The 22,579-nt window shown below is 71.4% G+C and carries 20 protein-coding genes; 12 read left to right on the forward strand and 8 right to left on the reverse strand.

What is annotated here, in order from left to right; genetic code table 11:
* Positions 1-4: 4 nt before the first annotated feature.
* Positions 5-1,555, reverse strand: a complete 1,551-nt coding sequence (locus ASE14_RS15565; RefSeq protein ID WP_056657034.1) for an ABC transporter substrate-binding protein — start codon at positions 1,553-1,555, stop codon at positions 5-7.
* A 190-nt stretch (positions 1,556-1,745) separates the two neighbouring features.
* Between ASE14_RS15565 and ASE14_RS15570 the strand changes: the two genes are divergently transcribed.
* From ASE14_RS15570 to ASE14_RS15580, 3 genes are read left to right on the forward strand one after another with little or no spacing between them, the layout of a single operon-like run.
* Complete coding sequence (locus ASE14_RS15570) at positions 1,746-2,651, forward strand: MurR/RpiR family transcriptional regulator (protein ID WP_056657037.1); 906 nt, start codon at positions 1,746-1,748, stop codon at positions 2,649-2,651.
* The gene (locus tag ASE14_RS15575) at positions 2,648-3,811 is read left to right on the forward strand and encodes an MFS transporter (protein ID WP_056657040.1); all 1,164 of its coding nucleotides are present in this window, start codon (positions 2,648-2,650) and stop codon (positions 3,809-3,811) included. The genes ASE14_RS15570 and ASE14_RS15575 overlap by 4 nt, the downstream gene beginning before the upstream one ends.
* Positions 3,808-6,675, forward strand: a complete 2,868-nt coding sequence (locus ASE14_RS15580; RefSeq protein ID WP_056657043.1) for an FAD-binding and (Fe-S)-binding domain-containing protein — start codon at positions 3,808-3,810, stop codon at positions 6,673-6,675. The genes ASE14_RS15575 and ASE14_RS15580 overlap by 4 nt, the downstream gene beginning before the upstream one ends.
* Before the next feature lie 44 nt (positions 6,676-6,719).
* Here ASE14_RS15580 and ASE14_RS15585 read toward each other — a convergent pair whose 3' ends face one another.
* Positions 6,720-7,751 carry an NAD(P)-dependent alcohol dehydrogenase gene (locus ASE14_RS15585; RefSeq protein WP_056657046.1) on the reverse strand — a complete coding sequence of 344 codons (1,032 nt, stop codon included), beginning with the start codon at positions 7,749-7,751 and terminating at the stop codon, positions 6,720-6,722.
* A 102-nt stretch (positions 7,752-7,853) separates the two neighbouring features.
* Here ASE14_RS15585 and ASE14_RS15590 point away from each other — a divergent pair, with 102 nt between their 5' ends.
* Positions 7,854-8,543 carry a TetR/AcrR family transcriptional regulator gene (locus ASE14_RS15590; protein ID WP_056657048.1) on the forward strand — a complete coding sequence of 230 codons (690 nt, stop codon included), beginning with the start codon at positions 7,854-7,856 and terminating at the stop codon, positions 8,541-8,543.
* Positions 8,544-8,564: 21 nt separating this feature from the next.
* Here ASE14_RS15590 and ASE14_RS15595 read toward each other — a convergent pair whose 3' ends face one another.
* The 3 genes from ASE14_RS15595 to ASE14_RS15605 form a co-directional block, all read right to left on the reverse strand.
* Complete coding sequence (locus ASE14_RS15595; RefSeq protein ID WP_056657051.1) at positions 8,565-10,157, reverse strand: ABC-F family ATP-binding cassette domain-containing protein; 1,593 nt, start codon at positions 10,155-10,157, stop codon at positions 8,565-8,567.
* Between the two features lie 141 nt (positions 10,158-10,298).
* Positions 10,299-11,225 (reverse strand): RNA polymerase sigma-70 factor, encoded by a 927-nt coding sequence (locus ASE14_RS15600; RefSeq protein WP_056657054.1) that lies wholly within the window; start codon positions 11,223-11,225, stop codon positions 10,299-10,301.
* The gene (locus tag ASE14_RS15605) at positions 11,222-11,815 is read right to left on the reverse strand and encodes a carboxymuconolactone decarboxylase family protein (protein ID WP_056657058.1); all 594 of its coding nucleotides are present in this window, start codon (positions 11,813-11,815) and stop codon (positions 11,222-11,224) included. Before ASE14_RS15605 ends, ASE14_RS15600 begins: the two co-directional genes overlap by 4 nt.
* A 143-nt stretch (positions 11,816-11,958) precedes the next feature.
* Here ASE14_RS15605 and ASE14_RS15610 point away from each other — a divergent pair, with 143 nt between their 5' ends.
* The gene (locus ASE14_RS15610) at positions 11,959-12,993 is read left to right on the forward strand and encodes an NADPH:quinone reductase (protein ID WP_056657062.1); all 1,035 of its coding nucleotides are present in this window, start codon (positions 11,959-11,961) and stop codon (positions 12,991-12,993) included.
* 33 nt (positions 12,994-13,026) lie between these two features.
* Here the strand turns inward: ASE14_RS15610 and ASE14_RS15615 are convergent, their stop codons facing one another.
* A complete protein-coding gene (locus ASE14_RS15615) occupies positions 13,027-13,692 on the reverse strand; it encodes a LysE family translocator (protein WP_235511435.1) in 666 nt (221 codons plus the stop codon).
* A 101-nt stretch (positions 13,693-13,793) separates the two neighbouring features.
* On the opposite strand from ASE14_RS15615, the gene ASE14_RS15620 reads away from it, so the two are divergent.
* From ASE14_RS15620 to ASE14_RS15640, 5 genes are all read left to right on the forward strand, one after another.
* A complete protein-coding gene (locus ASE14_RS15620) occupies positions 13,794-14,246 on the forward strand; it encodes an Lrp/AsnC family transcriptional regulator (RefSeq protein ID WP_056657065.1) in 453 nt (150 codons plus the stop codon).
* A 99-nt stretch (positions 14,247-14,345) separates the two neighbouring features.
* Positions 14,346-16,466, forward strand: a complete 2,121-nt coding sequence (locus tag ASE14_RS15625; protein ID WP_157373044.1) for a sensor histidine kinase — start codon at positions 14,346-14,348, stop codon at positions 16,464-16,466.
* A complete protein-coding gene (locus ASE14_RS15630; protein WP_056657071.1) occupies positions 16,454-17,152 on the forward strand; it encodes a response regulator transcription factor in 699 nt (232 codons plus the stop codon). Before ASE14_RS15625 ends, ASE14_RS15630 begins: the two co-directional genes overlap by 13 nt.
* A gap of 38 nt (positions 17,153-17,190) precedes the next feature.
* Complete coding sequence (locus ASE14_RS15635) at positions 17,191-17,448, forward strand: hypothetical protein (RefSeq protein ID WP_056657074.1); 258 nt, start codon at positions 17,191-17,193, stop codon at positions 17,446-17,448.
* Positions 17,449-17,543: 95 nt separating this feature from the next.
* A complete protein-coding gene (locus ASE14_RS15640; protein ID WP_056657077.1) occupies positions 17,544-18,011 on the forward strand; it encodes a VOC family protein in 468 nt (155 codons plus the stop codon).
* Between the two features lie 24 nt (positions 18,012-18,035).
* Here ASE14_RS15640 and ASE14_RS15645 read toward each other — a convergent pair whose 3' ends face one another.
* Complete coding sequence (locus ASE14_RS15645) at positions 18,036-18,485, reverse strand: nitroreductase family deazaflavin-dependent oxidoreductase (RefSeq protein WP_082600959.1); 450 nt, start codon at positions 18,483-18,485, stop codon at positions 18,036-18,038.
* Positions 18,486-18,593: 108 nt separating this feature from the next.
* Between ASE14_RS15645 and ASE14_RS15650 the strand changes: the two genes are divergently transcribed.
* Both ASE14_RS15650 and ectB read left to right on the forward strand, forming a co-directional pair.
* Entirely contained in the window at positions 18,594-19,103 is a 510-nt protein-coding gene (locus ASE14_RS15650) for a hypothetical protein (RefSeq protein WP_056657083.1), read from the forward strand.
* Between the two features lie 534 nt (positions 19,104-19,637).
* The gene (ectB, locus tag ASE14_RS15655; protein ID WP_056657086.1) at positions 19,638-20,912 is read left to right on the forward strand and encodes a diaminobutyrate--2-oxoglutarate transaminase; all 1,275 of its coding nucleotides are present in this window, start codon (positions 19,638-19,640) and stop codon (positions 20,910-20,912) included.
* Between the two features lie 58 nt (positions 20,913-20,970).
* Here the strand turns inward: ectB and ASE14_RS15660 are convergent, their stop codons facing one another.
* The gene (locus ASE14_RS15660) at positions 20,971-22,560 is read right to left on the reverse strand and encodes an amidohydrolase (protein WP_162257756.1); all 1,590 of its coding nucleotides are present in this window, start codon (positions 22,558-22,560) and stop codon (positions 20,971-20,973) included.
* Positions 22,561-22,579: the final 19 nt, after the last annotated feature.

The raw sequence follows: 22,579 nt of genomic DNA on the forward strand, positions 1-22,579 counted from the left end.
GGTCTTAGTTGACCGTCGTGGTGCGGAGGTACTGCAGCGAACCGTTGGCCATGGGCGTGAAGCCCTGCACCTCGGACGCGGCAGCGGTGTAGGAGTAGCTCGTGAAGAACCAGATCCACGCGGCGTTGTCTTCGAGGTTCTCCGAGATCTGCGCGTAGATGTCCTTGCGCTCATCGGGGTCGGAGCTCTGCTTGCCCTCGGCGAACAGCGCGTCGAGCTCGGGCGAGCTGTAGCCGGCGACCTGGTTCAGGTTGCCGGTGCTCGTGAAGTAGCGGCCGTACATGCCGTCGGGGTCGGGGCGTCCGCCGTTCAGGGCGACGGCCGCGTCGAAGTCGGCGGCGATCCAACGGTCGACGAAGGCACCCGACTCGAGCACCTCGAGTTCGAGGGTGATGTTCGCCTCGGCCAGCTGGGCCTTGAGGTTCTGCGCCTCGTTGACGCTCGTCGCGTACTCGCCCTGCGAGACGATCGTCTTGATCGTGACGCCGTCGGACTTGCCGGCCTTGTCGAGGTACTTCGCGGCCTTGTCGAGGTCGCGCTCGGGGCAGGGGCGGGCGTCGGCGTCGGAGCGGTATGCCGGCGACGTGATCGGGCCGGTCACCTCGCCCTCGCCGAGTGCGGCGGTGTCGAGCACCTCCTGACGGTCGACGGCGCACTGGATCGCGAGACGCACGTTCACATCGGCGAGGTCGCCGCGGCGGGCGTTCAGCTGCAATGCGTGGTAGCTCAGCTGCGGGGTCTTCTCGACGGTGACCGTGCCGCTCTCGGCGGTCTGTGCGACGAGCGGGTCGTCGAACACCGCGAGCTGCACGTTGCCCGACTGCATGGCCGAGACGATCGAGGACTCGTCGGGGATGACGCGGAACTCGACGGTGTCGAGCTTCGCGGTGTCGCCCCAGTACGCGTCGTTCTTGGCGAGCGTCAGCGATTGGCTGGCCTTGCGGTCCTCGAGCACGAACGGCCCGGTGCCGTTCGGCGTGGTGTTGAGCTCGGCCTCGGTGTCATCGGACGAGAGCATCGCCATGTTGATGACGGCGAGGTTCGCCGGCAGGGCGGCGTCGGGCGCGCTGAGCGTCAGCACGACGGTCTGCTCGTCGGGCGCCTCGATGCCCGCGACCGATGCGAGCGAGGTGCGCGAGACGGCTGCGGTGTCCTCGGCCTGGATGGCCTCGAGCGAGAACTTCACGTCTTCGGAGCCGAAGGTCGAGCCGTCCGCGAAGGTGACGCCCTCGCGCAGCTTGAAGGTCACGGTGAGGCCGTCCTCCGACGCCTCCCACGACTCGGCGAGCCCGGGCACGACGTTGAGGTCGGCGTCGAACTCGGTCAGCGTGCCGTACAGGTTCTGCAGCACGTTGACGGCCTGGAACTGCGTGGCCTTCCAGGGGAACAGCGTGTCGGGATCGCTCGTGACGCCGACGACGAGCGCGCCGCCTGCGGCCGCTTCGTCGGTGGCCGCGGGCTTCGCCGAGCTGCAGCCGGTGATCGTCAGTGCGACGGCCGCTGCCAGGCCGACCGCTGCGAGGGCGCCGCGTGCACCGCGGTTGCCTCCGTTCATGGGGGAACTCCTCAGGGCTAGGTGCTGCCTCGTCCGGGTGGTACTGCGCTGTGTGCGCCGGGTCGAAGAGCATCGATGATCTCAGTGGGTCACAAAAGTACATCACATCGGCTAGGCATGTAACAAAATTTCTTCTAGGGTGGTGTCACCGCCCCGACGGGGCATCGAGTGTTGTCGACGAGGAGAGCTGATGCCCACTCACGAGCCCAGGGTCGACGAGCCCGGCCAGCGCCCCGTGCTCGTGCGCATCCGCGCGATCCTGCCCGAACTGCGTCCGAGCGAGCAGCGCATCGCCTCGCTGTTCGTCTCCGAGCCCGCGTTGATCGCCGAGCTCTCGATCGCCGAGCTCGCCGCCCGCTGCGACACCTCGACCACCTCGGTCGTTCGCTTCTGCAAGCGCATGGGCTACGAGCACTTCAAAGACCTCCGCATGGACGTGCTGCGCGACGTCGCCCGTGAGACGTTCGAGACCGCCGGGCTGCCCGAGATCTCGGGCGACATCGACCGCGACGACACCCTCGACGACATCGTGGCGAAGGTCTCGATGGCCGAGACGCTCTCGATCGCCGACACCGCGAAGGTGCTCGACATCGACGCGCTGCAGTCTGCCGTCGACGCGGTCGGGGCGACCCCGCGTGTCGACATCTTCGGCGTCGGCGCGAGCTCGTTCGTCGGCCTCGACCTGCAGCAGAAGCTCACCCGCATCGGCCGCACCGCGCTCAACTGGTCCGACCCGCACGCCGCATGGACCTCGGCGGCGACGCTCCGCCCCGGCACCGTGGCGATCGCCGTCTCGCACAGCGGCGGCACCGTCGACACGATCGAGTTCCTCGCGATCGCACGCGCTTCGGGCGCCACGACGATCGCGATCACCAATCACGATCACTCCCCGCTCGCCGAGCAGGCCGACATCGTGCTGACCACCGCCGCCCGCGAGACCGGGTTCCGCTCGGGGGCGCTCGGCAGCCGGATCGCGCAGCTCATGGTCGTCGACTGCGTCTTCATCGGCGTCGCCCAGGCCAGCTACGACCAGTCGATGGAGGCGATCCGCAACACCTACGCCGCGGTGCACCACCTCCGCGCGCTTCACCGGTGACTCCGGCGATCCGAGGGCTCTCCGCCGCGTTCGCCGGGCTCGGTGCGACCGCGGCGGCGATTCCCGCCGCGCTCCCGGCGGTCGAGCAGAGCGTCGGGGCATCCGTCGTCTCCGCGATCCCCGCCCTCTTCGGCGGCCTGCTCATCGGTGTGCTCGCCTCGAGCCTCGTGCTGCGTCACATGCGGGCCCTGCACCTGGCGGCGATCGGATGCCTCGTGCAGGCGGTCGCGCTCGGCGGCGCCGCCCTCGCGGGCACCGCACCGGCGTTCATCGCCTTCGCCGCACTCGCCGGCCTCGGGTTCGGGCTCACCGAGGCATCCGCGAGCGTCGCCTCGAAGGCCGCGTCATCGTCCTCGACGGCCACCATCCTCACCGCGCTCACGGCGACGGTCGCCGTCACCGCGGCGCTCACCCCGCTCCTCGTCGCCCTGGCCGCCGGCACCGAGCGGCCGCAGCTCGTGCTCCTCATCGTCGCGGCCGCGCAACTCGCCGCAGCGGTTGCACTGTCCACCGCCGCCCGCGGCACCGCCGCACCGACCCGCGGCGAGCGTCAGCGCGGCCTTCGTCGTGCGAGCGTCGCCGCACTGCTGCCGCTCGCGATCGCACTCCCTCTTTACGTGGGCGTCGAGACCGTGTTCGCCGGCTGGTCGGCCGTGATCCCGGCCGAGCTCCTGCGGGTCGACCCCGCTGCCGCGGCGATCGGCACCTCGATCTTCTGGGGCCTCATGGCCGTCGGCCGATTCGCCTCCTCGGCGATGCTGCGGAGCGGCGTCACGACGCGTCGCGCCCTGCTCATCGGCACGCTCACCGCCGCCGTGGTGCTCGGCGTCGCCGCCGTCGTCACGCCGACGGCACCGGTGTTCGGCCTCGTCGCGATCGCGATCGCCGTCGTCGCCCTCGCCCCGACCTACGCCCTCACGGTGGGCCTCGCGCTCGATCGCCTCGACGACGACGAAGCCGCGCAGGCGACCGGGGTACTCGTCGCCTGCGGCGCCGCCGGCGGCAGTTTCGTGCCCGCCGCGATCCTGTTCTTCACCGACGACCCCACCGCACCCGCGACCTTCGTCGCGACCGCCGTCATCTGCCTCGTCGTCGCCGCTCTGTCGGCGATCCGCGTTCGCACCGCCACCCCAGCAGTCACAGGAAGCCGCACCGCATGACCGTGCCAGCCACCGCCCGCCGCTCCGCCGTCGACCCCGGCGACGCCCGCCTCGCCGCCGAGCTCGCTCGAGCGCTCGGAACGACCGCTTCGACCGCTTCGACCGGCACGGATGTCTCGGTCGCCGAGTTCGACCGCATCGTCGCCGGCGTCGACGCCTCCCACGTGCTGCTGACGCCCGCCGCCGTGGTCACGCCGCGGAGCCTCGAGCAGGTCGCGGCCGTGCTCCGCTTCGCGGCTGAGACCGGAATCGGGGTCACGGTGCGCTCGGGCGGCACGAGCCTCTCGGGCCAGGCCTCGACCGAGGGCATCCTGCTCGACACCCGCACGGCGTTCCGCCGCATCCAGCCCGAGGTGGCCGGCGCTCGGGTGCGCGTGCAGCCGGGGGCGACGGTGCGGCAGGTCAACGCCCGCCTGCTCCGCCACGGCCGCAAGCTCGGCCCCGACCCGGCCAGCGAGATCGCCGCGACCATCGGCGGCGTGATCGCCAACAACTCGAGCGGCATGGCCTGCGGCACGCACCACAACAGCTACCGCACGCTCGCCTCGCTGACCTTCGCGCTGCCGAGCGGCACGGTCGTGGACACCTCGGCGCCCGATGCCGACGAGCGGCTCGCCGAGGCCGAGCCCGAGCTGCACGCGGGACTCGCGCGGCTCCGCGACCTCGTGCGCGGCCGCGCAGACCTGCGGGCCGAGATCGAGCGCCAGTACCGCGGCAAGAACACGATGGGCTACGGCCTCAACTCCTTCCTCGACTTCAGCGAGCCGGTCGAGATCCTCGCGCACCTCATGGTCGGCAGCGAGGGCACGCTCGGCTTCGTCGCCGAGGCGGTCTTCGACACCGTGCCGATCGCCTCGAGCATCGCCACGGCGCTCGTCGTGTTCCCCACGCTCGACGCGGCGACCGGCATCCTGCCGGTGCTCGTCGAGACCGGCGCCGCCACCCTCGAGCTGATGGACGCCGCATCGCTCCGCGTGATCCAGGCCGACCCCGCGGCATCCGGCATCATCGACGGCGTCTCGATCGACGGCCACGCCGCGCTGCTCGTGGAGTACCACGGCCGCGACGACGACGACCTCGCCGAGCAGCTCGCCCGTGCCGCCGCAGCCCTCTCGGCCGCCGGCGCACCCGCGCTCGAGGTCACCCGCGACGCGAAGGAGCGCGCCCGCCTCTGGCACTTCCGCAAGGGTCTCTACGCGGCGATCGCCGGCGCCCGGCGCCCCGGCACGACCGCGCTGCTCGAGGACATCGCCGTGCCCGTGGAGCAGCTCGCCGCGACGTGCGCGGCGCTGCAGATGCTCTTCGACCGCCACGGCTACGCCGACGCGGTGATCTTCGGGCACGCGAAGGACGGCAACATCCACTTCCTCCTCACCGAGGACTTCACCGTCGCCGATGCGATCCCGCGACAGGAGCGCTTCACCGAGGAGCTCGTCGACCTCGTGCTCGGCGCCGGCGGGACCCTCAAGGCCGAACACGGCACGGGCCGCATCATGGCGCCGTTCGTCGAGCGCCAGTTCGGCGCCGAGCTCTACGCCGTCATGCGCGAGGTCAAGGCGCTCTGCGACCCCGCCGGCGTGCTGAACCCCGGCGTGCTGCTCACCGACTCGCCGACCGCGCACCTCGAGCACCTGAAGCTCACGCCCGAGGTCGAGTCGGAGGTCGACCGCTGCGTCGAGTGCGGCTACTGCGAGCCCGTCTGCCCGAGCAAGGACGTCACGATCACGCCGCGCCAGCGCATCGCCGTGCGCCGGGCGCGCGCCGCTGCGAGGGACGCGGGCGACACCGCACTCGACGCACGCCTCGCCACGGCGGAGGAGTACGCCTCGGTCGAGACCTGCGCTGCCGACGGCATGTGCCAGACGGCGTGCCCCGTGATGATCAACACGGGCGACCTCGTGCGGCGCCTGCGCGAGCAGGAGGCGAACGCCCCGACCCGCGCGATCGCCGCGGGCCTCGCGAAGACTTGGGGCCCGGTGACGCGGGGCGCCTCACTCGCCCTCACCGCGGCGAAGGCCGTGCCGCCGATCGCCTCGGCCGCGAGCGCCGCCGGCCGCGCGGTGCTCGGCACCGACGTCGTGCCGCAGTGGACCGGCGACCTGCCGCGCGGCGGGGCCAAGCGCGCCCACGCCTCGGCCGCCACCGGCGACGTGGTCTTCTTCTCGGCCTGCGTCGGCTCGATGTTCGGCCCGGCCGACGACGGCATCGGCGCGGCATCCGCCTTCCGCCTGCTCTGCGAGCGCGCCGGCGTCGAACTCGTCACGCCCGACGGCATCGACGGCCTGTGCTGCGGCACCCCGTGGAAGTCGAAGGGGCTCGCCGCCGGCTACGCCACCGCGATCGAGAAGACGGTGCGCGCGCTGCTCGCCGCCTCCGACGGCGGGCGCCTGCCGATCGTCTGCGACAACTCCTCATGCACCGAGGGACTCGTGCACGCGCTCGAGAACGTGGGCGAGCTCGACGGCGCCCCCGTCTCGCTCCGCATCGTCGACGCGGTCGACTTCGCGGCCGAGCGGCTGCTGCCGGCCCTCGACATCGGCGAGCGGCTCGACTCGCTCGCGCTGCATCCGACCTGTTCGAGCACCCGGCTCGGTTCGAACGACCACCTGCGGCAGCTCGCGAACGCGGTGGCCGTCGACGCGGTGGTGCCGGATGCCTGGGGCTGCTGCGCATTCGCCGGCGACCGCGGCATGCTCCACCCCGAGCTGACGGCCTCGGCGACGGCGGCCGAGGCGGCGGAGCTCGCCGAACGCGACTTCGACGCGCACGCCTCGTGCAACCGCACGTGCGAGATCGGCATGACGCGCGCGACGGGCGAGCCCTACGTGCACATCCTCGAGCTGCTCGAGCGCGCGACCCGCTGAGCGCCGGGCTCTGAACCGCTGAGCGCCGGGCCTCACCCGCAACCTCACCCGATGCGGAGCACCACGCTCCCCCGCTTTCGGCCGGTGTCGACGTAGCGGTGCGCCTCGACGATCTCGTCGAGGTCGAACGTGCGATCGATGACCGGTCGCAGCACCCCTGACTCGGCGTGCGCCGCGAGGCGTGCCATGCCCTCGTGGCCCATCGGGCCACCGCGGTGGTCGACCACGAAGCCGCTCCGGCGGGCCTGCATGCCGGCGGCCAGCATGCCGGGCAGGTCGGCGATGACGAGCAGCAGCGCACCGCCCGGCCTGAGCAGGTGGGCGACGCGGCCGAACGGCGCGTTGCCGACGCACTCGACGATCACGTCGTAGCGGGTGTCGTCGGAACGGCCGCCCGCCGCGAAGTCCTCGCGCGTGTAGTCGACGACCTCGCTCGCGCCGAGGGAGCGCACGAGTTCGGCGTTCCGCCCGCTCGTCACGGCGGTCACGTGTGCGCCCCTGGCCGCCGCGAGCTGCACGGCAGCCGATCCCACCGCACCCGAGGCGCCGTTCACGAGCACGCGGCTGCCGGGCCGGATCGTCACCCCGTCGAGGTAGCGCATGGCGGTGTGGCCGCCGAACACGATCGCCGCGGCCTCCTCGAACGAGAGGTTCGCGGGCTTCGGCGCGACATCGCCGTCGGCGTCGACGATGACGAACTCGGCATGGCAGCCCACGCGCGCACCGCGCATCACGATGACCTCGTCGCCGGGAGCGAATCGCGTGACGCCGGGCCCGGCGGATTCGACGACGCCCGACGCCTCCATGCCGAGCACCGGCATCCTGGGACGGAACACCCCGATGACCGGCGCGACGAGCAGCCCGAGGCCGCGCGGCACGCTGCGGCTTCGCAGCCGGTGGTCGGCGATGCTCACCGTCGATGCGCGCACCCGCACGAGGAGTTCGCCGGGCCCGGCCTCGGGCCTCGGCACCTCGGCGACGTGCACGACCTCGGGCCCGCCGAAGCGCTCCACCGAGGCGGCGCGCATCGTGGTTCGAGTGGCGGACGCCACCGGCTGGCGTGATTCGGTGGACATGAGCAGCTCCCTTACATTGTAAGACTTACGCCGTAAGATACGTCGCCGACGGCGCCGTGTCCACTCCCGGAGGACAATTGCCTGACGTTGTAAGGTGAAGGCATGCCGCAACGGTCCGTCGTGCGACCCCAGCTCACTCGCGGGAGTGTGCTGCAGGCCGCGCTGCTCCTCGCCGATCGCGACGGCATCGAGGCGCTCACGATGCGGGCGCTCGCCGAGCAGCTCGGCGTCGAGGCGATGTCGATCTACTACCACCTGCCGAACAAGGACGCGATCCTCGACGGCCTCGTCGAGGTGGTCTTCGCCGAGATCGAGCAGGAGGTCGGCGGGTTCGCGCCTCCCCCGGCGACGGATGCCTCGAACTGGGCCCCCGCACTCCGCGAACGCATCCTCGGTGCGAGGCGCGTGCTGCTGCGGCATCCGTGGCTGCCGAACGTCATGAACGCGCGCGGGGCGTCCGGGCCCACCGCGATGCGCCACGTCGACGGCGTCGTCGGCATCATGCGAGCCGGCGGCATGTCGCACGACCTCATCCACCACTCGTTGCACGCGATGGGCAGCCGAATGTACGGCTACGTGCAGGAGCTCAGCGACGACGGGGCCGCCCCGGCGCCGCGCGAACTCGAACAGCTCGCCGCGCTCGCACCGCACCTCGCCGCGATGCTGACCGAGGTCGTGCACGACGACCCCGAGTCGACGCTCGGCTGGTGCGACGACCAGACCGAGTTCGAGTTCGGCCTCGACCTGCTGCTCGAGGGGCTCGAGCGGCGCCAGGCGGCGCAGCCCGCCTGAGCGGGCTCAGAGCGCCAGGGCTCAGAGCGCCCCGGTGGCCGCCGTCTCGGTGACCCGCGGCGAACCGTCGAAGACGAGCAGCCGGTCGGCGAGCTTGTCGACGAAGAACCGGTCGTGGCTCACCACGATCACGGCGCCCGGGAAGTGGGTCAGGGCCCGCTCCATGACCTGCGTCGAGGTGATGTCGAGGTGGTTCGTCGGCTCGTCGAGCACGATCACTGCCGCCCCCGAGAGCAGGCACTGGGCGATCGCGACGCGGGCGCGCTGACCGCCCGAGAGCGTACCGATCTTCTGCTTCAGGTCGGCCTCCGAGAACTGCAGCATCGCGAGGAAGCGGTTCACGCTCTTCTTCGTCGCGGTGAACGCGAGCGAGTCGGGGTAGGCGTTCACCGCGTGCCCCACGGTGTCCTCGAGGTCGAGCTCGGCGTAGACCCGGTTGTACGAGACGTACCTGGCGCCCTTGGCCCAGCGAACGGTGCCGAAGTCCGCCTCGGTCTCGCCGGTCAGCACGTCGAGCAGCGTCGACTTGCCCGAGCCGTTCGAGCCGAGCACCGCGACGCGGTCGCCCCGACGCAGGTCGAACGAGAGGCCCTCGAAGAGCGGCGCACCGCCGAAGCCCTTCGTCAGCCCGGCCACCGTGAGCAGGTCGTTGCTGACCCGCAACCCCTCGTAGATGCCCGTGATGATCTGGTCGATCGGGCGCGGCGCCTGCCGTTTCTTGATGTCCGCGAGTCGTCGGGCGACCGCGTTCGACGGGTTGCGGGCGGCCTCGCGGCGCGCGGCCGATGCGGCCTGCTCGTACGCGAGCAGCTCCTCCTCGTGCGCGAACTGCTTCTCGAGCATCTTCAGCCGCGACTGCTTCGCGTGCACGTACGCCGAGTAGTCGCCCTCGTACTCCTGCAGGCGGTAGTTCTCGAGCTCGATGATGCGGGTGACCACCCCGTCGAGGAACTGCCGGTCGTGCGAGACCACGAGCACGGCGCCCGCGAAGCCCGAGAGCCAGTTCTCGATCCACTTCACGCCGTCGAGGTCGAGGAAGTTCGTCGGCTCGTCGAGCAGCAGCACGTCGGGCGACTGCACGAGGATCTGTGCGAGGGCGGCGCGGTTGCGCCATCCGCCCGACAGCCGTCCGACCGCGAGGCCTCTGCGCTCCTCGTCGAAGCCGAGCCGGGTGAGCACCGTGTCGATCGTGGTCTCGTAGGTCCAGCCGCCGATGTGGTCCATGCGCTCGAAGAGCTCGCCCTGCTCGGTCAGCAGTCGCGTCATCGCGTCATCCGACATCGGCTCGGCGAGCGCCATCCCGATCTCGTCGAGCCGGGCCTGGGTCTCGTGCACCTGCGCGAAGTGCCCGCTCAGGATCTCCTGGATGCTCTGCTCGCCGTCGAGCTCGGAGAACTGCGAGAAGTAGCCGATCGTGGTGCCGAGCGTGACGTCCCGGGTGCCGCCGCTCGGCTCGCGCCGCCCGAGCACGACCTCGAGCAGGCTCGTCTTGCCGGTGCCGTTCTTGCCGATGAGCCCGACCCGGTCACCCTGCTTGAGCTTGAGGAACGCCTCCTTCAGCACCGGACGCCCGTCGAACTCGATGCTGACGTCGTTCAGGCGGATCAGGCTCACGGGTGTCCTCGGATTCAGGGTGGGAGACGCGGCGAGACGGATGCCTCGAGCCGCGCGCCCACTCTACCGACCCCGCCTGCGCACCAACCCGGCCGCCGTCGGTCCGGGTGAGGCCGGACCCTCGGCTCTGCGTCACGGCCGTCACCGCCCGAGCGGCGCCTCCTCGCCGATGCGGCCGAGCTTGGTCGGGTTCGCCATCGAGAAGATGCGCGTGATGCGGCTGTGCTCGATCGTGAGGCTCACCGCCGAGACCAGCTCGCCGCCGACTTCGATCCGCACGCCCGGTCCGCCGTTGACCCGCATCGGCTTCGCAGCGAACGCGACCTTCAGCTTCGCGATGCTGCCGAGCAGGAAGGCGACGAGGCGCTCGGAGCCCTCGAGCGGGCGACGGGCGGCGCCGGGCACCAGGCCGCCGCTGTCGGTGATCGCGACGACATCGGGAGCGAGCACGTCCATGAGGCCCTGCAGGTCGCCCGTGTTGAGCGCCGAGAGGAACTGTTCGACGACGCGGTCCTGCTCCGAGGCATCCACCTCGATGCGCGGCCGTCGTGCCGACACGTGCCCCTTTGCGCGGTGCGCGATCTGCCGCACCGCAGCGGGTTCCTTGTCGACGGCGTCGGCGATCTCGTCGTAGGGCACGTCGAACACCTCGCGCAGCACGAACACCGCTCGCTCGGTCGGCGTCAGCGTCTCGAGCACGGTGAGCACGGCGAGCGAGAGGCTCTCGGCGAGCACCACGTCGTCGGCGACGTCGGGGGCCGTGAGCAGCGGCTCGGGCAGCCACTGCCCCACGTACTCCTCGCGCCGGCGAGACATGGTGCGCATCTGGTTCAGCGACTGCCGGGTGACGATGCGCACGAGGTAGGCGCGCGGGTCGCGCACCGTCGACCGATCGACCTCGGCCCAGCGCAGCCACGACTCCTGCAGCACGTCTTCGGCATCGGCCGCCGAACCGAGCATCTCGTAGGCGACCGTGAAGAGCAGGTTGCGATGCGCGAGGAACGGGTCGTGATCGTCGGCACGGTCGAGGTGGGCGCCGTTCCGGTCCGAGCCGGCAGGGGTGCTCATGACTGCGAGGCTACGGCAGCCGGGGTGCCGGTCGCGAGCGCCGGCAGCCCGCACGAGTCCGAGAACCCGTCGGAGTGGATGCCGAGCGCGATGTTCATGCGCGCCGTCGCGTTCATGTACCCGACCTTCGCGGCGAGCTCGAGCAGGGCGGGGGCGCCGATCGCTTCGAGGAGCGCGGCTGAGAGCTCGTCGCTGACCACGGGCGGAGTCTGGCTCATCGCCTCGGCGTACTCCATGACCTGCTGCTCGAGGGTCGTGAAGCGGGTCGACTCGCGCCAGATCGGCACCTCTCGAGCCTTCGCCTCGTCGAGCCCGTGGTTGTGCGCCAGGAAGTAGTGCAGGTCGAGGCAGAAGCTGCAGCCGACGGTCGCGGCCGCCGACATGCACGCGAGCGATGCCAGGTTCGGGTCGAGCTCATGCCACTTCTCGGTCTTCTGGCCGAAGCCCATCATGTCCTTGAAGACGGGGCGATGGTGCCAGAGCACGCCGATCGAGTCGGGCACCTTGCCGAACATCTTCGTGCACATGAGCTTCACGATGCTGCCGTACAGGCCGGTGACCTCGATCACGGGAACGCGGGTGTCGGACATCTGTTTCCTCCAGTCTCGGGCTCTCGGATCTCACGCCCTCGACATGAAGACACCGCCCGCGCCCCGGATGTGACATCCCACCCGAATCGCGGGTCGCGCGACGGGATCGGAAGGTTCTCGGCGCCCTCCGCGTTGGCCACTGCATGAGAGCGATCGCGTACGCCAAGACCGGGGACTCGTCCGTGCTGCACCTCGTCGAGCGGGAGACGACCGAACCCGGCACCGGAGAGGTGCGCGTGCGCATCGCCGTGTCGGGCGTCAACCCGACCGACTGGAAGGCGAGGGCCGGTTCACGGCCGGGCGAGGCGACGCCGTTCGCGGAGGTCGTGCCGAACCAGGATGGCGCCGGCATCGTCGACGCCGTCGGCCCCGGCGTGGCCGGGTTCGTGGTCGGCGACCGGGTCTGGGTCTACCTCGCCGCGCACGAACGACCGTCCGGCACCGCGCAGCAGTTCGCGGTGCTCTCGGCCGAGCACGTGGTATCCCTGCCGGATGCCGCGAGCTTCGACCTCGGTGCCTCGCTCGGTGTGCCCGCCATGACCGCGCACCGCGCGCTCACCGTCGCCGAGGCGGGCCCGTCGCGACTCGGCCCCGGCGCGCTCGACGGCCGCACGGTGCTCGTCGCCGGTGGTGCCGGCGCCGTCGGGCACGCGGCAATCCAGCTCGCCCGCTGGTCGGGAGCGACGGTCATCACGACCGTGAGCTCGCCCGAGAAGGCCGCTCTCGCTGCCGCGGCCGGAGCCCACCACGTCGTGAACTACCGCACCGACGACGCCGTGGCCGCGATCCGCGCCATCGCCCCGCACGGCGTCGACCAGGTCGTCGAGGTCTCGCCCGCCCGCAATGCCGGGCTCAACGCGAGCGTCATCGCGAACCACGGGTCGATCGCCGTGTACGCGACCGACGGCGGCGCCGAGGTGACCCTCGACGTGCGCCGGCACTTCGCGCTCAACGTGCGCTACCAGTTCCTGCTGCTCTACACCGTCGGCCAGGACGCCCTCTCGGCTGCCGCCGAGGACATCGGCCGTGCACTCGTCGACGGCGCGCTGCCCGTCGGGGAGGACGCCGGCCTGCCGATCACCCGCTTCCCGCTCGAGCGCACAGCCGAGGCGCACGACGCCGTCGAGGCGGGCACCGTCGGCAAGGTGCTCATCGACGTCGACCCCGGAATCGCCTGACCCCAGGCCGGAGCTTCCCCGGGCGAGCGGCGCTCAAGCGAGCAGGTGCGACAACTGCTCGACGACGAGCACCACGGCGAGCACGACCATCGCGGCGCCCGAGATGCGGGAGACGAGGCGCATGGCCGACGGCCGGGCGCGCAGCACGGTTCTCGCGCCCATGCCGACGGCGAAGTAGACGAGCGCGCAGCTGCCGACGAAGATGAGGCCGAGCACGGCGAGCTGCACCGGGATCGGCCAGGCGCCCGCGGCATCCGTGAACTGCGGCAGCAGCACGACGAGCACGAGCAGGCCCTTCGGGTTCAGGCCGCTGACGCCGGCGCCCTGCACGAGGCGCAGCCACGGTGGCGTCTCGGCGCCCCCGGCGACACTCCCGGCGGCGCCCCCGGCGGCGCTCCCGGTGCCGTCCGCGACCAGCCCGGGCGGATCGATGAGCACCCGAAGGCCGAGGTAGAGCAGGTAGGCCGCCGCCGCGAAGGTGAGTCCGATGAGCACCCACGGCATCGCCGCCACAGCGGCGCCGACGCCGACCGCGACCGCGACGACCGCTGCGAGGTAGCCGATGAGGATTCCGGCGAGCGCCGGCAGGATGCTGCGGTCGCGCAGGCCCGAGGCGATGATGTACGCCCAGTCGGGGCCGGGCACCAGCACCATGAACGTCATCATCGCCCAGCAGGCGAGCAGCAGTTGGGTGTTCACGGTGCCTCCCCTCGGCGGATACGACGAAGGTAGGCGAGAACCGCGAGAAGCCGCTGCCGTATTCACCCCCGATCACCGCCGTTCATGGAAGAATCCACCCCATGGATGCCATCGATCGGAGAATCCTTGCCGAACTGCAGCTGGACGGGCGGTTGAGTCTCACCGACCTCGCCGCGCGTGTGCAGCTGAGCATGTCGCCGACCCACCGCCGGCTCCATGCTCTCGAGGCATCCGGAGCCATCTCGGGCTACCGCGCGGTCATCGATCCCGAGGTCGTCGGGCTCGGCTTCGGCGCCCTCGTCTTCGTCACGATGGACCAGGCGAATCGGGCGACGATCCCCGCCTTCGACGCCGCCGTGGCGGAGATCCCCGAGGTGATCCAGGCGCTCCGCCTCTTCGGCGACCCCGACTACCTGCTGCGCGTCGCGGTGCCCGACCTGCCCGCGTACCAGCGACTGTGGGACGAGCGGCTCTCGGCACTGCCCGGCGTACGCCGCGTCGAGTCGACCCTCGTCATGAAGACGATCGTGGACGATCGGCCGCTGCCGATCTGACGAATCGGTGCTGCCACCGATTCGGGCCCTGCCCGCACGACGCGAAGCTCGGTTCCGGGCACCGTTCCCGCGTGCCCGCGGAACGGAGGCGGTACTGGCGTGGAAACGGAGGTTGTCCCCCGGCTCGAAGAGGGCCACCATGAGAGCGTGAAGGGCCGGCGCACGGCAGCACTGCGCGTCATCCGCTGGGTGGCGCTCGGGGTCGTGCTCGGAGGCTTCCTCGTCGCCGCGGCGATCGCCCGCGACGCGGCAGGCGGCCGCTCCGACCTCGACGCCTTCACAGCGAGCACGGCGTGGCTGGTCGCCGCGCCGATCGCGGTCGCCCTCGTCTTCGCGATCGCCTGCTGGAACCGCCTGCGCGGCGACCCCGTGCTCGCGCGATGGCTCGGCGGATTCGCCGTCACCATCGTCGCCTACGGCCTGTGGTCGGAGCTCGCCGCCTGGCTCGACGCCTCGAACGCGACCGGCACCTGGGCCTTCGCCGTGATCGCCGCACTCACGATGAGCGGATGGATGGTCGTGCTCGCCACCGCCCAGGCCACGGCCGCAGCGACTGCCGGCCGCGCACTCGCCGACCGCACCGGGCGAGGTGTCATGAGATTCCTGATCGCCTCCACGGCGGGCATGACGCTGCTGAGCTTCGTGGTGCCCGCAGGGTTCATGCTCGAGATCTCGCCGCAGCCGCCGCTCGTGCTTCCCCGCGACTTCGTCGTCGCCCCCGCCGTGCAGACGGGGATGTCGACGCTCGCGTTCGCGTGGATGCTGAGTCTCTTCGTCGCGCCCACCGTGTTCTGGGTGCAGGCGGCCCGCAGCCAGGGCGCTCGTCGTGCCGCACTCGCGCGCATCGCCGTCGGCGCCGTACTCCCTGGGCTCGTCGTGCTGCTCTGCGGCCTGCTCGCCCTGCTCATCGGAGCCGGCGGTGTCGGCGGCGGGAACACGCCGCTCGAGATCTCCGCGCTCGCGATCGGATTCTGCGTGGCCGCGCCGCTCGTCGCGTGGTGGCTCAGCGCCGTGCTTCGCGACGCGCGCACGAGCTCGGGACGCTCCATGACCGCGCTCAGCCGGCTCACCCCGCCGCTGCTCTGGATCGGCTACGTCCTGGCGATCGTGCAGCTCGTCGGCCCCGTCGTCGCGGCCGCCCGGGCGAGCGCCACCGGTGCCGTCGTCGCGACGGCCGGGCTCTTCGCCGCGACCGCCGTGCCGTGGGCGCTGTTCGTGCGCTGGTGCGTCGAGCGCGTGGACCCGCGGCGCGGCCTCGCCTCCGCCGTGATCGGCGCGTCGAGCGACCGCGGTGTGCCGACCGGCGAACTCGCCGAGCGAGCGCTCCGCGAGGCGCTCGCCGAGCCGGCGCTCCGCGTGCAGATCGCGCGCCCGGGCGGCGGGTGGCTGAGCGCCGGCCTCGACACCTCGACCACCGCAGGCGGTCACGAAGAGACCGGCGCCGGCACCGCGGCATCCGTCGTGCATCCGGTGCGCGACCACGAAGGGCGCGAGGTCGGTCGCATCGTCACCGTGACGCGCTTCGTCGACCTCGCACCGCTCCTCATGGTCGTCGCCCCGCTCATCGAACGCGCCGCGCTCGAGGCGGAGGTGCGCGACCACGCTGAGCGTCTCGCCGCAGAGCGACGCCGAGCGGATGCCGCGGCGCACGATGCCCGCCGCCGGATCGAACGCGACCTGCACGACGGCGTGCAGAGCCGGCTCGTCTCGCTCGGCCTGAGCCTCAGCCTCGCGAAGGACGACGTGAACGACCCGGCTTCGCGGATGCTCCTCGACGAGACGGTCGCCGGGCTGCAGAACGCGGTCGCCGAACTGCGCGAACTCGCCGGCGGCACTGTGTCGGCGAACCTCGCGGAACGCGGACTCGCCGCAGCGGTCGCCGACCTCGTCTCGGGCGTTCCCGTGGCGATCGAGGCATCCGTCGACGACGTCGACCTCGCGGGCGCCGTCGAGACGGCCGCCTACTTCGTCATCGCCGAGGCCGTCGCCAACGCGCTCAAGCACGCGGCACCCCAGCGCATCACGATCGCAGTGCGGCAACGCGGGTCGACCGTCACCGTCAGCGTCGCCGACGACGGCACCGGGGGTGCCGACGTGCGCCTCGGCTCCGGCCTGCGCGGCCTCAGCGAACGCGTGGGCGCCGTCGGCGGCCGCATGGTGGTCAGCGAACGCGAACCGCGCGGCACCCTGCTCGAGGCGGTGCTGCCGTGCGCGCCGTGATCGCGGAGGACATGGTGCTGCTGCGCGACGGATTGTCGCGGGCCCTGACCGCACACGGTGTCGAGGTGATCGCCGAGGTCGGAGACGCCGGAGCGCTGCTCGATGCGGTCTCGCGCGAACGTCCCGACATCGCGATCGCCGACGTGCGGATGCCGCCCTCGTTCACCGACGAGGGAGCCCGCGCGGCCCGGCTCATGCGCGAACGGTTCCCCGAGGTCGGGGTGCTCGTGCTCTCGCACACCGTCGATCCTCTGCTCGCGCTCATGCTCGCCGCCGAGCGCCCGGCCGGGTTCGGCTACCTGCTGAAGGACCGCGTGATGGATGTGCCGTCGTTCATCGATGCGGTCGGCGTCGTGGCGAACGGCGGCACCGTGCTCGACGAGGTCGTCGTGGCCGCAGGTCTCGCCCGGCGCCGGGGCGCACTGGCGGGGCTCAGCGACCGCGAACGCGAGGTGCTCGCCGCACTCGCCCGCGGGTCCAGCAATGCCGCGATCGCCCGTGAGCTGTTCATCTCGGAGCGGACGGTCGACGCACACCTCCGCTCCATCTTCATCAAGCTCGGCCTCGAGCAGACCGGCGAAGCCAACCGCCGCGTGCAGGCCGCCCTCGCCTGGATGCTCGGCGGGTCGGAATCGGTGTTCACGCCGATGCCCGACCCCGACGCCGGCTCGTACCGTCGGCAGTAGCTCGGCGCATCCGCGCCGACCCGTACCGGGAGGCCGACATGCCCCGTCGCAAGCGTTCGTTCACCGCATGGCTCCGCATCGTGCACCGCTGGATCTCGATGACGTTCGTCGTCGTCGCCGCGGTCGCCATCCTGCAGCTCACGCCCACCGGACCGATCACCGACGCGGTGGTCGCCGTGGCACTGGTGCTGCTGATCGCGCTCGCGCTCAGCGGCATCTGGATGGCCGCGCAGCACTACATCGTGAAGTTCCGGTACGCGCGACGGCCGCAGCCTGCGCCGGTCGTCACGGGCTGAGCGGCGGGTCGCCGGCCCTGCGGCGCTCTCGACGCCGTCGGCGGGTCGGCGTACCGTGGCCGTCGAAGCGACAGCCCCGAATGAGGAGGTTCCCGATGGCCGAGCTCTCACCCATCCAGCCGTGCCTGTGGTTCGACGACCAGGCGCGTGAGGCGATGAACTACTACGTCGACGTCTTCCCGAACTCCCGCATCACCCGCATCGACGAGTACCCCGACGAGTCGCTCGACGAGCACTTCGCGGGCATGACCGGCAAGGTGCTGAACGGCGCGTTCACGCTCAACGGGGTCGAGTTCGTCTGCCTCGACGGCGGGCCGCTCTTCGTATTCAACGAGTCGGTCTCGTTCATCGTCTCCTGCGCCGACCAGGCCGAGATCGACTACTACTGGTCGAAGCTCTCGCACGTGCCCGAGTCGGAGCAGTGCGGCTGGTGCAAGGACCGGTTCGGCGTCAGCTGGCAGGTCATCCCCGCGAACATGGGCGAGCTGACCCGGCGGCCGGAGCAGATCCAGGTGATGATGCGCCAGAAGAAGATCGTGATCGCCGAGCTCGAGAACGCCTGAAACGACGGATGCCACGGCTCGCCGTCACTCGCCGGGCGTGACGCCGGCCGGGCCTCCCGTCGGCGGCCCGGCGACATCGTCGGAGCGCTTCAGCACGATCGCCGCGGGGAACCGTCCGACGACGCCGCGGAACGCGGGTCTCGACAGCGCAGCGGCCTCCGCCGGCTCGACGAATCGGGGCGCGGTCGCCCGATGGTCGCGACCCCTCCACGTGATGGTGGCCCCGCCTGCAGCGAGCACGTTGCGCGCCCAGTTCGTCTTCGTCCCCCACGGCAGGCCGATGAGGAAGACGTCGCTCGACAGCGTCGGCACGAGAGCGATCGGCGTCGCATAGGCGGTGCCGCTCCGCCGGCCGTGGTGGTGGATCATCGCCCAGAGGGGCACCCAGCGACGCCCGGCCAACGCTCGCGCGACGGGGGCACTCGCCTTCACGGCCCAGCTGGGCGGACCTGTGGAGCGGCCGGAATCGCTCATGGCTCCAGCATGCGCGCTGTCGGCGGATTCCGCACCGAGGATCCCGGCACCCTTGCGCCGGAATCACCGTCACTGCGAGCATGGCAGGCACCCGATGACCGGAGCCAGATGCCCGAGACGCTCGACCGGCCGCCCGGAGCGGCACTGTCCACCCTGCCAGGCGCGTCGATCCTCCGCCGCACCCGCAGCCTGCTCGTCTGCGCGCTCGGCACCGGCTTCGTGTACAGCATGCTCAGCGTCGCATCGAAGGGCGGATGCCCCGGCGGAGCCACGGGCGACGGCGGGTTCCTCGACGCCGACGGTCAGGCGACGGATGTCGCGCCCAACTGCATCACCGTGACCCTGCAGCCGAGCACCATCGTCTACCTCGCGATCGCGGTCATCGTGCTCGTCGCGATCAGTCGGGTGCTGCGCACGGCCGCCAGCGAGGCCGCCGCCCTGCGCACCCTCGATCGTGCGGCGATCATGCTCGTCGCCGTCACGGCGACCTGGCTCGTGATCACCCAGGTCTCGTTCTGGTTGATCCCCCTCGACCAGTGGGACGGCGGGGAGTTCTTCCCCATTCCGTTCACCTTCGGCACCATCGACGTCGACATCTCGCCGATGCAGCAGGGCTGACCCCGGACGTCGTCAGTACGCATCGGCGATGCGCCGCGAAGCGGAACCAACGCTCCGTTTCCGTACGGCGCCGGGTACGCTCAATCGGCCGGAGACAACGAGGAGGACGCATGGCGGATCTGTCGATCGATGACACGCTCCTGTCCGAAGGCATCCTGTGAACCTCATCCGCCTCGTCGCTGCCGCCGCACTGCTCGTCGCCCTCACCGGCTGTGGAACAGGAGCACCCCAGTCGACACCCGAAGAAGCGGAATCCGACCTCATCGCCCTCTTCGATGCGAAGGGTCCTTCCTCGACGGTGGCAGCAACTGCGAACCGGGCGACCCCTGGGATCCCGAGTACTACGACTACGTTCCCAGGTACTACGACACCGACGACCCCGCTCCGCTCGAGTGAGCGTCCGCCGGTTCGCCCGGCATCGGCGTCGCTGAGATCCGAAGGCGTGCACAGGGCACCCGCACACATCGGGCTCTCGCCCGGGAGGCCGTAGGCTCGAAACACCGCCACCCCGATCTGCAGAGGAGCCTGCCCGCAATGAGCGACGCCGCGAACCTTGACGTCTTCGACCGCCGCGAGTCGGAGGTGCGCGGATACGTCCGCGCCTTCCCCACCGTCTTCGACCGAGCGAGCGGCTCGACCCTCGTCGACGCCGACGGCCGCGAGTACCTCGACTTCTTCGCCGGCGCCGGCGTGCTGAACTACGGGCACAACAACCCCGTCTTCACTCGTGCGCTCATCGAGTACCTCGAGCGCGACGGCATCATCCACGGCCTCGACATGGCGACCTCGGCCAAGCGCGCGTTCATCGAGGCGTTCGAGCAGTACGTGCTCGCGCCGCGCGGTCTCGACCACAAGCTGCAGTTCACCGGCCCGACCGGCGCGAACGCCGTCGAGGCGGCGCTCAAGGTCGCCCGCCAGGCCACCGGCCGTTCCAACGTCGTCGCGTTCACGAACGCATTCCACGGCCTCAGCGTCGGCGCCCTCGCCGCGACCGGCAACAGCACCTACCGCGAGGCCGCGGGCATGCCGCTCGGCAACGTCACCCGCCTGCCCTACGACGGCTACATCGGCGCCGACGTCGACACGCTCGACCTGTTCGAGAAGATGCTCGCCGACCCGGGCTCGGGCCTCGACCTGCCCGCCGCCGTCATCGTCGAGGCGGTGCAGGGCGAGGGCGGCATCAACGTCGCGAGCGTGGCGTGGCTGCAGCGCCTGCGTGCGCTGACCGCAGAGCGCGGCATCCTGCTCATCCTCGACGAGATCCAGTCGGGCGTCGGCCGCACCGGTTCGTTCTTCGCGTTCGAGGCCGCCGGCATCGTGCCAGACATCATCACCGTGTCGAAGTCGATCTCGGGCTCGGGCCTGCCGATGTCGCTCGTACTGCTGCGCCCCGAGGTCGACGTGTGGAAGCCGGGCGCCCACACCGGCACGTTCCGCGGCAACAACCTCGCCTTCGTGTCGGCGCGCGTGGCACTCGAGACCTACTGGGCCGACACCGCGTTCACCGACGCTGTGGCCGCCAAGTCGGCACTGCTGCGGGCGGAGCTCGAGGCCATCGCCGCCGAGCACGCAGAGCTCGGCTTCGTCGTGCGCGGCCGCGGCCTGATGTACGGCCTCGCCTGCGATGCCGATCGCACGCTCGCCGGCCGCATCTCGAAGGAGGCGTTCACGCGCGGTCTCGTCATCGAGACCTCCGGCGCCTTCGACGAGGTACTGAAGTTCCTCCCCGCGCTCACGATCAGCGAAGACGAGCTGCGTGCCGGTCTCGCGATCGTGCGCGAGAGCCTCGACGCGGTGCGTTCGGCCTGATCGCGGATGCTCCGGAGCGGGCGCGTCCCCGACGCCCCGCCCCGGAGCAGTGCCCGTGTCACGCCCCGCCGTGCACGAGCTTCCCGCCGGTGAACGTCGCCCGCACCGGGATCTCGGAGATCCCCTCGGGGTCCGCCCGACGTGGGTCGGCGCCGAGCGCCACGAAGTCCGCGAGGAATCCGGGTGCCAGGCGCCCCTTGCGCGCCTCTTCGCCCGTCGCCGTCGCTGAACCGGTCGTGTAGACGCCGATCGCCTCCTCGACGGTGATCGCCTGGGATCCCCCGACCCGCGCACCGTCGACCCCCCTTCGCGTCACCATCGACTGGATCGCGCCGAGCGGCTGGATCGGGCTCGCCGGGTGGTCGGTCGATGCGGCGACGGGCACCCCGGCATCGAGGAACGCCCGGTGCGCGAACAGCCGCTCGACCCGGTCCGCGCCGTACCACTCCTCCAACCGTCCGCCGTAGAAGCGCGCGTACGCCGAGAACGGCACGACCGTCAGCCCGAGCCCGGCGATCCGCGCGATGATCTCGTCGTCGACGATGCTGCAGTGCTCGATGCGGTGGCGCACGCCGGTCTGCACGGTGCGCGCTGCGGTCTCGTATGCCTGCAGCAGCATCCGGATCGCGACATCGCCGTTTGCGTGGATCGCGAGCCGGTTGCCGTCGCCGTGCACGCGCCCGACCAGTGCGTCGAGCTCCTCCTGCGTGCTGATCAGCATGCCGTGGTCGTGCGTGCCGACGAACGGCTCGGAGACGCGGCACGTCCGCCCGCCGATCGCACCGTCGACGAACGCCTTGACTCCCGCGACGCGCAGCCATTCGTCGCCGAAGTCGGTCCCGAGCCCGAGCGCCCGGTACTCTTCGTACCGCTCCGCAGCGAGGAGCATGGCCACGCGGATGCCGCGGCCGCCCTGCGCCCTGGCCATCGAGTGGATCTCGAGCTGCTGAGGCCCGACGAACGCGTCGCACGTCGAGGTGATGCCGACGGCGTTCCATTCGGCCGTGACCCGCGCATACTCGGCCATGACGTCGGCGGGCTCCGGCGCCGGCAACGGCGCGAGCGCGTCGCCCGGCCGGCTGACGTACCGACCGAGGAGCGCGCGCTCGTAGACGCGACCGTCGAGTCGCCCGTGCGCGTCGCGCCCGTAGCTTCCGCCCGCGATGTCAGGCTCGTCCTCGGCGACGCCGAGTTCCTCGAGCGCGCGGCTGTTGAGCACGGCCCAGTGGGCCGATACGTGCCGCACGATCACGGGCGTCGCCGGCGCCGCGGTATCGAGCATGGCCCGATCGATCCGACCGGTCACCGAGTCGTCGTAGTTGCCGGCGAGCACCCATCCCCGGCGCGACGCCGCGCGGTCGCGGACCGCATCGAGCAGCCCTTCGGCGCCGACGACGCTCGCGGGCGAGACGTCCAGGTCGAGACGGGACTGGACGGTGTCGGCGAGGTGCGCGTGCGCGTCGTTGAACCCCGGCACGACGACCGCATCCCCGAGATCGACGACCTCGGCGTCCGGGTACCGATCGCTCAGTTCAGCGAAGGTGCCGCTCGCGCTGATCCGGTCCCCGGCCACGGCGAGCGCCTCGGGCCGGGTGCCGTCCTGGCTGATGATCGTTCCGGCTCGGTACAGCACCGGGCTCTGCCTCATGTCGACCTCCATCGATTCA

This window comes from Agromyces sp. Root81, assembly GCF_001429165.1.
Lineage (GTDB): Bacteria > Actinomycetota > Actinomycetes > Actinomycetales > Microbacteriaceae > Agromyces.